At 58.4% G+C, this 11,508-nt stretch carries 10 protein-coding genes and 1 pseudogene; 3 read left to right on the top strand and 8 right to left on the bottom strand.

From position 1 onward, the window contains the following. Together HUN39_RS18460 and HUN39_RS18465 are read right to left on the bottom strand one after the other, a co-directional pair. A pseudogene (locus HUN39_RS18460) lies at nt 1-200 on the bottom strand (NAD-dependent formate dehydrogenase); the annotation flags it as partial. Between the two features lie 176 nt (nt 201-376). Continuing rightward, nucleotides 377-901, bottom strand: coding sequence for a hypothetical protein (locus HUN39_RS18465; RefSeq protein ID WP_175095900.1), 525 nt, complete (start codon nt 899-901; stop codon nt 377-379). Between the two features lie 971 nt (nt 902-1,872). Between HUN39_RS18465 and HUN39_RS18470 the strand changes: the two genes are divergently transcribed. Further along, complete coding sequence (locus tag HUN39_RS18470; protein ID WP_175095901.1) at nt 1,873-3,000, top strand: two-component system sensor histidine kinase NtrB; 1,128 nt, start codon at nt 1,873-1,875, stop codon at nt 2,998-3,000. 202 nt (nt 3,001-3,202) lie between these two features. Here the strand turns inward: HUN39_RS18470 and HUN39_RS18475 are convergent, their stop codons facing one another. Next, nucleotides 3,203-4,972, bottom strand: a complete 1,770-nt coding sequence (locus HUN39_RS18475; RefSeq protein WP_175095902.1) for a cation:proton antiporter domain-containing protein — start codon at nt 4,970-4,972, stop codon at nt 3,203-3,205. 848 nt (nt 4,973-5,820) lie between these two features. Here HUN39_RS18475 and HUN39_RS18480 point away from each other — a divergent pair. Further along, nucleotides 5,821-6,180, top strand: coding sequence for a hypothetical protein (locus HUN39_RS18480; protein WP_175095903.1), 360 nt, complete (start codon nt 5,821-5,823; stop codon nt 6,178-6,180). Nucleotides 6,181-6,932: 752 nt separating this feature from the next. Here the strand turns inward: HUN39_RS18480 and HUN39_RS18485 are convergent. Continuing rightward, the gene (locus HUN39_RS18485; protein ID WP_175095904.1) at nt 6,933-7,307 is read right to left on the bottom strand and encodes a hypothetical protein; all 375 of its coding nucleotides are present in this window, start codon (nt 7,305-7,307) and stop codon (nt 6,933-6,935) included. Between the two features lie 235 nt (nt 7,308-7,542). Between HUN39_RS18485 and HUN39_RS18490 the strand changes: the two genes are divergently transcribed. Further along, the gene (locus HUN39_RS18490; protein ID WP_175095905.1) at nt 7,543-7,911 is read left to right on the top strand and encodes a CsbD family protein; all 369 of its coding nucleotides are present in this window, start codon (nt 7,543-7,545) and stop codon (nt 7,909-7,911) included. Nucleotides 7,912-8,059: 148 nt separating this feature from the next. Here the strand turns inward: HUN39_RS18490 and HUN39_RS18495 are convergent, their stop codons facing one another. The 4 genes from HUN39_RS18495 to HUN39_RS18510 all read right to left on the bottom strand — a co-directional run bounded on the left by HUN39_RS18495 (nt 8,060) and on the right by HUN39_RS18510 (nt 11,340). Further along, the gene (locus tag HUN39_RS18495; protein WP_175095906.1) at nt 8,060-8,254 is read right to left on the bottom strand and encodes a hypothetical protein; all 195 of its coding nucleotides are present in this window, start codon (nt 8,252-8,254) and stop codon (nt 8,060-8,062) included. Between the two features lie 90 nt (nt 8,255-8,344). Continuing rightward, the gene (locus HUN39_RS18500) at nt 8,345-8,914 is read right to left on the bottom strand and encodes a hypothetical protein (RefSeq protein WP_175095907.1); all 570 of its coding nucleotides are present in this window, start codon (nt 8,912-8,914) and stop codon (nt 8,345-8,347) included. A gap of 524 nt (nt 8,915-9,438) precedes the next feature. After that, nucleotides 9,439-10,170 carry an SMC-Scp complex subunit ScpB gene (scpB, locus tag HUN39_RS18505; protein ID WP_175095908.1) on the bottom strand — a complete coding sequence of 244 codons (732 nt, stop codon included), beginning with the start codon at nt 10,168-10,170 and terminating at the stop codon, nt 9,439-9,441. A 27-nt stretch (nt 10,171-10,197) separates the two neighbouring features. Beyond that, complete coding sequence (locus HUN39_RS18510) at nt 10,198-11,340, bottom strand: DUF1403 family protein (protein ID WP_210267060.1); 1,143 nt, start codon at nt 11,338-11,340, stop codon at nt 10,198-10,200. Nucleotides 11,341-11,508 lie beyond the last annotated feature (168 nt).

Below are 11,508 nucleotides of genomic sequence, written 5' to 3' on the forward strand. Positions count from 1 at the left end.
TTCGACTCTAGGAATTTGCGTAGTCCTAGTTCGCCGGAAACGCTGCCAAGGAGCGTACCCGGCTTGAAATCGATTGCCTTTGGGGAGGGCAGCGTTTGTCCGTCGGGATAGCATTTGGGCTGAGCCACGTCATCGCGCGCATAGGCTTTCGGATAACCGTCAACCGGATCGTCGTACAGCACGCATACGATCTTGGCCATGTTCCGCTCCCTCTCTCGCTGGGATGCAGGGCGTTATGCTTTCGTGGCTCTACCCATCAGCAGCGCCAAGCGCGAACTGGCCTCGCTCATGGATACGCGCTCGCGCCGCCTCACCAGCCTCATCATAGTTGTCGAAGTAGATAGCGCAGATCGTTTCATCGGCGATGCGTTCAGGGTTATCTGTCGATTTCACCGAAGACGATATCCAGCGAGCGACGACAGCCGAGATATCTGCCAGCTGCAATGCGATCGAGAGCGGCAGTCGCCCCATCCGCCCGGCATTGCCCTGCCTGCACTATAACGAGCCCGAGAAGAAAGAGTAGCTTGCGGCCCCAAGGTCGCTCTTGTCTCCAACCGGCATCGCCATCGGTATCATAACGGCCTGCGCCACAATGATGCAGGCCGTTATGGAATAGGGATCCTGAGTCTTTTTGGCCTTGGCTCAGGCGCTCGCCAACGAGCGGTAGCTCGGCGGCATCGGCGAAATGGAACAAGGTGATCGCCGCCGTAAAAGTCAGCAGCGGTTTGCAATCGAAAATCACGCTCAATGCGCTCGGGCGTTTTCGATACTCGTGGCCGCGATCGTTGTGGTCCAAGCCACGCGCCAACGAACGATCAATCTCCCTCGCATTGATGGCGAGTACCGCGAGTGCGCTGGCGGCGCCAAGCAACGCGACGAGCCCCAGCACGGTGGCCGGCATGATCGGCTAGCCGGCGACTTCCGCTATGATCGCTGTGAATACGTTCCTTGTATGGTTGAAGGCTTCCCTTGTATGGTTGAAGGCTTCGTTGCGGCCGACCCGTCTTGTGAACGCCTGTCTGCGGACGATGCCTAAGCTTCTTGCCGCGATCACCGGGGGAACACACCGCATCGCAGGCGCCAATCAGGGTTTGCGCGGCCGCCGCTGGCCGGAACAGGGGGAAAAGAATGAGGCATATCCCCCGAGGACGACGATGCTGGCGGTGGCACCAATCAGAGCGCGCTTCCAAACGGTCCAGTCGACGAGCGCTCCAGCTGGTGTGCGGGCTGCGACGGTTGCGATTCCCGCGATCGTCATGACAATGCCGACATGCGTGGGGCCCCATCCTTGGCTAGACCAAAGGAAAATTGCGAGAAACGGACCAACGCGTCCTTGCACGTCGGGAATGAGGAAATTGAGGCAGTCAAGCACCGCTTGGTTTCGCATGGGGTTTCCGCGTTTGTATGGCTCGGGACGCGGCCGACGCCAGCGCGGCGGTAACAGGCCTTGCAATTATCGAACGGCCCGTTGACGGCATTCCCATGCCAGAAGGCGATTATTCGGAAGCAGCAAGCGCGGCACTCGCGACAGACCGTCTCCGCTTCTCGCAAATCGCGCCGACGCACTTCGTTGACAAGATTCTTCCAAAGCCTCCTTTCGGCGCACCAGGCGGCGCATCGATTAGGGGAATGACGCCTCATGTCGCACATTGGCAGTGCAACGCGTGATCGCACCCGCAAATGAAACCATCCCGTTGGTCGCTTCCCCGGAATGCGGGGCGAGCAGCAGGCAGCTGCGCTGTCTTGATCACTCTCGCGCACGAACAGCTCGGGAATTGGACGCACTATTTTCGCTGTGGTAAAAGATCAAAGGGACAGACTGCCCCAATCCGCCGCGAGAAGAGCGGCCTCATCCCAAAGCGATACAGTTTGATGCGCTCGAGCCCTAGGTTGTCTCAGGCTCACGTACGCGAGCCTTTGTTAGCCGCGCTCGTGGACAACGCCTTGGACGGCATCATCACGATTGATAAGACTGGAACAATCCTGTCATTTAATCCTGCTGCGGTCGCATTGTTTGGATACACGCCCGACGAAGTAATCGGGCAAAACGTTCGCATACTGATGCCCGAGCCATATCGCAGTCGGCATAATGACTACCTGAGCCATTACCTCCGCACCGGCGAAGCCAAGATTATCGGAATTGGCCGGCAGGTCGAGGGACAGCGTCTGGACGGGTCGGTCTTTCCGATGGAGCTTGGCGTCGCCGCAGTCGAAGCCGAGGGCGAACGCTACTTTGTCGGCTTCATACATGATTTAAGCGAGCGGCGCAGATTTGAAGCTCGAATGCATGATCTGCACGCGGACCGTCTCGATATTATCGAGAATATGACAGTCGGACTCGCCCACGAACTCAAACAGCCCCTCTCTGGGATCAACGCCTATCTCCATATTGCGAGCAGGCTCCTTAAGAAAGGGGATTTAACAGAAATAGAGCAGGTCTTGGACAATGCCTCCAAGCAGGTATTCCGTGTTTCAGAAATAGTGGACAGTCTGCGCCAATTTATCGCGCGGGGCGAATCGATCAAGACTCTCCACCATTTAAACGAAGTCGTCCGAACCGCATGTGAATTCACCGACTCCATCGCCAAAGAATGCGGCGTCGCGACAGCTGTCAATCTGGATGCGCAAAATGACCTGGTGCTCATCAACAGGGTTCAAATCCAGCAGGTCGTCGTCAATCTGAAGCGCAATGCCATCGAAGCGATGGAAAATTGCGAGAGTCGCGAATTAGTTGTGTCGACGCGCCTGATCGACGGTAATGAGATTCGGGTCGATGTCGCTGATACTGGTCCAGGCATTTCGGAAGCGATCAAAGCCAAATTGTTCGAACAGTTTACGACCACGAAACCGCACGGGCTGGGCGTTGGCTTGTCTATCTCGCGCTCGATTATCAACGCGCATCATGGACGGTTGTGGGTCGAGCCCAATCCTGGCGGCGGCACGATCTTTAGCTTCGAATTGCCGTTGGCGGAACAACATCAAAAGCTCGCGGAAACCTAACTCCTGTCTCGAAAGCGACCGAAAGGGCAGCACCAGCGTTTGATTGAGGCCGCATAAATGGGTCGGCGAGGCAACACAACAGAGACGAGGACGAAGCGCGTGAGTGGCGCACGCCCTCTATGACAGCGCCGTGATTGGGCGAGCATAGCAATTTTGTTATTCTATTGGTGACGTTCTTTTTTGCCTTGCGCACCCGCTGATGTTACTCTTGGCTCACTTCCCGAACATCCTCTTTTGCCGCGTCGCGTAGTTCGGCGCGAAACTGATCGCGTTTTTCGTGGACGGAGGCGATAACGTATCCTACTGGAATACCTAAACCTACAAGTGCAGCCTCCGAGATTTGAAGACTGGCCTCGACCGTCTCGGGCACGGCATCAGTCACTCCAATTGCATAGAGGTGCCGTGCATGTTCGGTATCTCTTGCGCGCGCGACGATCAGGACGTCAGGCCTGAGTTTTCGGACGCCAAGAACGATCGCGTCTACGCTCGATTCCGAACCGATGGTCACAATGACAGCCGCGGCTTCCATAATCCCGCATGCTTTCATAAATGCCGCATGTGTCGCGTCTCCGAAGTACACTTCATGCCCGTTCGTTCGGTCTCCTGCCACCGAGGCTGCATCTCTATCCGTGGCGATATAGGGAATGTTATGTTCCTTCAGGAAGGACGTGACGACCTTGCCGACGCGCCCATGACCGACGACGATTGCATGCTTATACTGTTCGCGCGGCGCCACGTTCAGCGCCGGGTCAATCTTCTTTAGCGGTTCCATTCGAGAATTGATGTGTCGCGCGGCAGCGGACAACGCCGGAATGAGAATCATCGAAAGCGATGTGACAGCTAGAACGAACGATGACAGTGCAGGGGTTATAAGCCCGAGGCTTTTCGCCAGCCCCAAAGCGACAAAAGCAAATTCCCCGCCGGGGCCAAGTAGGAATCCAGTTTCGATAGCAACGCGCCACGATTGGCCGAATGCCTTCGACAGTCCAATGATGATCGCCGCCTTGAAGGCGATGAGGCTGCATACGATTGCCAAGATGGTGAGCGGATCGCGTGCAATCTCCCGCACATCAATGGTCATCCCCACCGTAAAAAAGAAGATACCAAGCAATAGGCCCTTGAACGGCTCGACGATGGCCTCGACCGCCTTGCGATATTCGGTCTCGGCCAGAAGGAGCCCCGCGACGAATGCTCCAAGCGCCATGGACAGGCCCTCGACGGCGGCCAGCACGCCCGTGCCGATGATGACGAACAGAACCGCCGCCGTCAGTAGTTCAAGAGATTCGATGGATCCAACAAGACGGAAAAGAGGTCGCAGCACTACTCTTCCAACCAGAACGATGAGCGCAATGGCCATCGCCGCATGGGCCAGTGTTATGCCAATGTTCGCCGCAAGCGAACCTTCAGTGTTCGAGCCGAGGATCGAAACGAATATAAGTATCGGAATCACGGCCAGGTCCTGCGCCAGCAGGATAGAAAAGCTTGCTCTGCCTGCCCCTGTGGGCAGCTCGCCGTGTGCTGCAAGAATTTCAAGAACGATCGCGGTCGAGGATAGCGCGAGGCAGGTTCCAACGATGATGGCGACCGATGGCGCCTGTCCAGTCCAGGCGATGATGACGGAAAGCAAGCACGACGTGATAACGACCTGCGATCCGCCAAGCCCGAAAACGAGTCGCCGCATTGAAAGCAACCGATCGTAGGAAAGCTCCAATCCGATAAGAAACAAAAGAAAAACGACGCCAAGTTCGGCGATGCCGCTAACATTTTTTGCATCGACGACGGTGAACCAGTAGAGAAACGGCAGCTTGTCGATGAATGAACCCAGCCCGAGCGGACCAAGGAGCGCGCCCGCTCCCAAATAACCCAGTACCGGGTTCAACCCGAGATAGCGCACCAAGGGAACGACGACGCCGGCAGTCCCTAGAACGACGAGAGCATCGCTATAGACCGGTATGTTGATTGTCGCAGCCAAATTACCTCCCAGAGTTGCACGGTGAAGGATTACGAATCTCCTTAAGCTTCATACACCGCAATTGGGCCTTCAACGATCGGCAATCTCAGTGCGCGCGGCCAGAGTTGCGAGCGCTAGAATATTGGCGATGACCGAGCCTTCGACTTTCGACCCCAGGGGGCCGGCAACCCGCTGCTCGCAGGAGTCTCCATCGTTAAGCTCCAAGGACGGGCCATGCTGGCACGGCTCCAAGGCAAAACGATCGGTCAGAACCGCACGCGTTTCTGCGAACGCGCCTGCGTCATGCTCAGCATCTCAGCGTAGTCCTAGGCATTCGCATTTTTATGGCGCTGCCCATCACCGTCGTTCTAATATGCCACAAACGCTGACGTTGCGTCTCGACCTGCGCTGAACGAAAAAATGGCCGCCTTTGCCGGCAGGATCGAAGTCTGCGTTCGCCGAGCTGGAATGCAGGCACATTCGGGTTTTCATCGAATGCGTCAAGCGAGGCTTCTAATGCCTGGCGCGCGAGTCGCGCACTCCAATTCAATTTGCGCGAGCATATTTCTTCCGGGCTCGCGCGGCAGCGAGCGCCTGCATATGATCGTTACGTGTTTTGGAACTTCCGTAGCCGTTCAGGGGCCTGCTCGTCAACTTGCCGGCGTCGCTGAACGCGAGCAAAGCCTGCATTGCCAACCCTGTAGGATACATACTTGCGATACTTGTCGCGTTTGATCTTCTCCCGGTATCGAGAGTTTGCTTCACTCTTTGGCGAGACAGGCCTGCCGCTTCCGGGGGCTGGGTTATTCCCGCCTCGGGCGGGAAGTAATGGCTGTCCATGTGGATAGGAAGGTTGTGAGAGGTGCAACATGGGATTCGTCGAAGATTTTATCTTAATGAACGAGTTGCGTGCGACGAAGATCGCGTTTGCAAACCTTCCTCCCTCTTCACAGCAGATTGCACTTCGGGAATTTCGCGATCTCACATCTAAAAGCGAATCGTGCGACTCGAAAGAGACGATTTCGGCGACGGCGTTCGAAGCGGCACTGCGGCGCCAAGAGCTTGGTCATACCGCAAACGCAATACCTGAATGGGTTGGAGCTTGCTTAGCCGAAAGTCATTTGCTTATGTGGCAAAAGGCCTGGAGCGGCAATTCCAAATGGCAGTCCAAACTTGCAGAGCTTGAAGCGTGGATTGAGCAAGCAACCTCTGGCGTCCAAAAAACCTGATGGATGCGACGCCGACGTTTGCCGCCATTTCTTTCGGGAGTTCGCGCTCGGCGTTGGTCTGCCAGTCCGCGGCATTTCGTGATAAATCGGTTTCACGATGCTACATCCCCGGCTTTCTTTCACCGTAGAGAGCGGCCGATGACGTTCAACACGAAGGCTCTGCCGATGTTGAGCGATGACGAGCCGCTGCCCGTGAGACGGAATGTTGAGTCGTTAAATGAACCACGCGGTTTCGACAGCATCTGCGAGAACTGCCGACCTACAGAGCGCTGATACGCGCCTTCGAAACCGTCCACGTACAGATTGTTTTGAGTGCTACCTTTGACCAGCGGGGCGGCCTTGGCTGAGACGCTTTCAGTCCGGTATCGGCCGCCATGATCGGCAGTGTTTATCGGCGCGCATCCGATCCACGGATTGGCGCAAGGCATTTCACGTCGGTCTCGATGCCATATTCAACACGTTCTCAAAACAGTCAACGCAATATGAACCTTGGCGCCGGCTTAGATCTCGGCGCAATGAAACATGTCCGTAGGTAACACTCGCTCTCTCGCGCACCCGGCTCAGAAAGGTATCATCGACGACGCGCGGCGACGTAAATGAAACTGCGTCCACCCTCTGCTTCGCCTAGGTGATGCGAACGAGGCGACGAGCGACACGGCGCCCGTGCAGCTAACTCTATGATTGCGTCGGCGAAGGTCGGAATGCGCTCGCCGCGCAGATCGCACTTGGGCGCATCGAGCGTGTGCCCGCGCTCAGAATCGAGCGCTCGGCACACCAGCGCATAAGCGCCGCGATGCACCTAAGAGCTTCGAGGTCTCGCCGGGATTGTTGAACAACTTGTTCCCAGGAGTTCGATCTGGAAACGTTGACAAATCTACACCGTGATCGCCGGTGATCGTGAGATAGCGCTGCGAGCGATAAAGCTCGACGTGCGCAGGATCGCTTTTGATCGTGCTTTCGATCTTCCCGCGCGCAATCATGCAGATTCCGGTGCCGGATGGGCTTACCTCTGAATAGTTCTCTGCGAGATTGACAATCTCCTGCGCCCACGGCTCGATCTGGCCGGTCTTAACGTCACGGCATTTGTCGAGATCGACGCCGGTGTAGCCATCATCTTCGGAAAGCACAAAGCCGACGCCGGCCAGCCGATATCGGCGAACGGCCGCTGCGGCCTGCGCATAACTGCTCCAATCCTCGGGGCGGGAATGCGACGCGCCTCGACCATTGTGGGGATTTACAGGCGGCTTAGTCGGATGCAGCAAACCATCCTTGTCGGGACGTGTATGTCACGACGCCGAGCCGCTTGCGATGAGCGGTCGTCGTCCCCAAAAAACTAATAGCATCCCTACGAGGATAAGTCTGATGTCAAATGCAGAGACAACGAAAGATCTCGTTGGCCAATCGATCAGAGAGATCAAGCGGGGAATCGACACGCTGGCCGATTCGACGAAAGCGCCGCTTGAGGCCGAAAGCCTTGAAGTTCAGCAGAATATCCAGCACGCAATTGACCAAGTGAAGGACGCTGTGTCGGTTGCCCTCGATTGTCTTACTCAGTGCAGCTCAGTGGACCAATTGCGAGGCTACGCAAATGAGGCAATGGGCAAGACGAAGCTAGCCATAGCTCTCTCTACGCGCTCTCCGGAGCTTGCTGTGGCCGGAATCGTGCAGCAAGTCATAGGCGATTTGCAGAAGTTTATAGGCGAAGCAAAAAACGCCGATGAAAAAGAATAGCACGGTCAGCTTGCATTCCCGGCATCGGCGTCTATCTGACCCGTATCCGCAGGCGCCACATGGGCCGGCAAATCCTTGGTTCTTCATAGCCCGGTCGTCGCCGACTGGGCTTTTTCACGCATCGCAGCCGCACAACGGGAAAATTCGCTCAGCCATCAACCTTGATCACCAATTTCTTGGTCCGTGTGTCTATGACCACGACGTCGGCCGCTCGTTTCGTCGCTTTGACCTGCTTGGCGACCGCGACAGCGTCGCGGACATCATAGAACCGGTCGTGTAAGACCTCGTCGACGCGGACTTCAAAGGGACATTCGACGAGCTTTGTCGGCGTTAATGCGTTCATGAGCGTCGATAGAAATACCCCTCACCCGCCGGAGAATTTGAGTTTCATAGGTGTAACAGGGTCAGCAGCGATCAGTCTGGATCGTCAGGCCTATGCCGCCAGCCTATGAACATGCACGTCGTGGCCTCCATTGTTCTGCATGGCAGACATGGCGGCGCGTTCATGTTCTTCGGTCCGGGTTCGCACCCACAGCAACAGCCCGCCGCGCGCTAATTGCGCCTGCACCCAATTGCGCTGACGACGTCGAATGAATGCGCCGACGCCCACGCCAACTAGGCTGGCGGCCATACCAGCGCCAATGCCCGCAACGATCGCCTCGGCGAAACTGCCGTAGATGGTCCAAATGGCGATCGCGCCAGCAATGGCGCCAACATAGAAGAGCAGGCCGATGAGCGCAGCTTTGCCTTCATTAAGCGACTCGGCTTCGATGTAGGAAATGCGAGGAGCTTCATCGCTGTCCTCGATTTCGACCGAGCGTTTCGATCCAACCTTTTCGCGCGTCTTCGCGTCTTCGGTGAGCAGGCTGATTTCGGATCGATCGAATCCATGAGTCATCAAATTGTCAATGGCGGACTGCAGCTTATCAAGCGAGTCGAACAGGCCTACGACTTCGGTAAATTCGCGAGACTGTTCGAGCGCAGTCGTTTCATTCGATTCCATGGAGTTTCTCCCGAAGCTCAGTACTCTTGAATCGAAGCCGGCCTCTTTGTGCGCCCTTGCCCATCTGAGCGGTCATTTGCCCTGTGGTCGGCGTATCAAATATCAGCATGCCCCCGCTTGAAGCCTTCGACAAGGCCAAGCGCTAACGGAGCCTCGGAGAAAAGCTCTTCCCAGGACAGATGCTGCGTGAAGCGTCCGCACATAGGCGGGACGATAGCGCCAAGGCCACGCAAAACCAAAAAAGCCTCGCAAGCGCACGTCCGCACGGCGGCTGAGCAGCTGGATCCCGGCTGAAGTTGAAAAAAGGCCCGCGGCCGTGAACCGCGGGCAAAGGAGATTGGAGCGTCGCGATGAAGGCGACGCCGGCCAAATAGCGCCGAGGCGCGCTGAGGCAAGCGTGGCAGTCAGATGATCAGGGTCACGCTTGGCCATTGATGGCGCGACCCCCGCCCAAGGGGATTCGAACCCCTTTTTCGCCGTGAAAGGGCGACGAGCAGGCTGGGAGTTGCAAACCCTATCACCGGTCATTCCCAATGCTCTTCGAGATCCTCCTCTTCCGCGAAAAGAACGGCATCAAGATCGGCCTCCGGCTGCTGCCTCTCCAAAAGTCCCTCGTCTTCGAGCCGTTCGATGTCGGGGAGATCGCGCAGCGACGCGAGTCCGAAGACCTCTAGGAACTTCCTCGTCGTCACATAGGCGTAAGGCGCGCCGGGCATTGGCGCGCGCGGTCCGGCGGCAATGAGGTCGAGCGCTTTCAAGCTGCCGACGACGTCACGGCTGATTTCTCGCCCTGCAAACTGCGACAGCTCGGCGCGCGTCGCTGGCTGCAGATAGGCGATCGCCGTCACGGTGAGGAGTTCGGTCGGCGTCAGCGCTGGCGGTCCGGCGGCGCGGGCGCCGTTGTTCAAGACGCGAATAGCGTCGGCGTAGCGCGGTTTGGTGCGCAGTTGATAGCCGCCGGCGACGAGAACGAGGTCATAGGGCCTTGCCCGCAAATCTTCGCGAATGTCGCAAATCAAATCATCAAAATTGCAATCGCGCCCGACCAGTTTGGTGAGCACGTCGCGCGTGACCGGCGACGGCGCGGCGAAGATCGCGGCTTCGACGCGCCCCATCCATTCGCGCCAGCGCATCGCCTGCGGAAGATCGGACAGATCGGCGTCGAACAGCAACTCGCCCTCGCGCCGCGCCCGACGGCTCGCCGCCGACGCACGCGTTTCTTGCGGCGGGGTGATATCGTGTCGAAACGCTTTCATCGACGGCGCGTCAACGTCCTCTGCATGTCACAGTCCGTAGAGCCGAAAATTGGCGCGACCGGAGAGTTCGCGCACGGCGCCAAGCTCAACAAGCCGGTCGAACAAACGACGCGACGCGCGATCGGAAAGACCCGCCGCCTTGGCCGCCCGCGCCGGCGAAACGCAATCATCCGCAAGTAACAGGTCGACGACTCGCGCGGCCTTTTTGGCGCGCAATTTTGGCGCGACGCTCGACAGCATGGCGGAACGCCGCGACAACTCGCCGGCCAACGCGTAAGCCTCTTGCGCGGCCCGTGCATAGGCGCGCGCGACGCTCAAAGACCAATCGGGATCGCCGGGGTGCGGTCGGCGACCACTTGCGACGCGCATCGACGGATGCGTGATCGTCGTCGCCAACAGCGGCAGCGGCGCCGCGCAGCCGAGGCGTCGCGCCAGCACGAGATCGGCGAGCCACAAGGCAAAGATTTCCGCGTCGATCGGCGGCGCGTCGTCGAGAATGCGCAACGCTTGGGCGCTCACGCGCGCCGCCGCCGCAAGCGGATTTTCACGCGTCGACGCCTCCTGCGCAAGGGCGGCCAGCGCGTCGCAATCGATGTCCGGCGGCAGATCGAGACACTCGGCAGCGACTCTCAAGAAACGCGCATCGATCGGTCCCAGGCGCATCGCGAAGAGACGCCAAAGGCAATGCAGGCGTCCGCCCGGCGTCGGCGCGGCGTCAAAACCGGCGAGATGCTCGGCGTCACGCAGCGCCCCTTCATCTTCGCGCAGCCGCGCGAGACGCGCGCAGGTCGCGGCGGCTTTGAGGGCGAGACGTTGGCGCAAGCATCCGGCGAAGGCTGGCTCGGCGCCGCCCGCGCCGGCGCGCAAAATCTGGTCGAGCAACGCGAGCCCTGCGCCAGCGAAAAACTGCGCGTCACCCGCGCAGCCAAACGCGTCGTCTTGCCGCCGGTCTTGCGCACGGGCGTCGCCTTTCGCCCAACGCGGCAGCGGCTGTATTTGCGGGCTATTTCTGTAGTGGTGCGCCGCCTCGCTGCGGGTCCGCGCGCGCCGTTTCTTCGTCGCGCGCGACGAGGATTTCCGGCCAAGAAGCCCGTCCGAATCAATCTGCAGCATGGCGGAATCGTAAGCCGCGAACACGTCCGCGGACAAGTCGTCGCGGCGCTTTATCATTAAAATTCCGTTCCAATCCGCCGCGCTTGTCGTCACGCGCGCATGTCCGATAATGTGCGCTTATCGGACATGATTCGACACGGCCGGGCTCCCGGGCGTGTCGCTCGCTTTTAATCGCTGGACAGCGTTCCGAGGCGTCGGATTTTTCGCCTCCGTTCACCCTCTATT

The sequence above is a fragment of the Methylocystis silviterrae genome, assembly GCF_013350005.1.
GTDB classification, from domain to species: domain Bacteria; phylum Pseudomonadota; class Alphaproteobacteria; order Rhizobiales; family Beijerinckiaceae; genus Methylocystis; species Methylocystis silviterrae.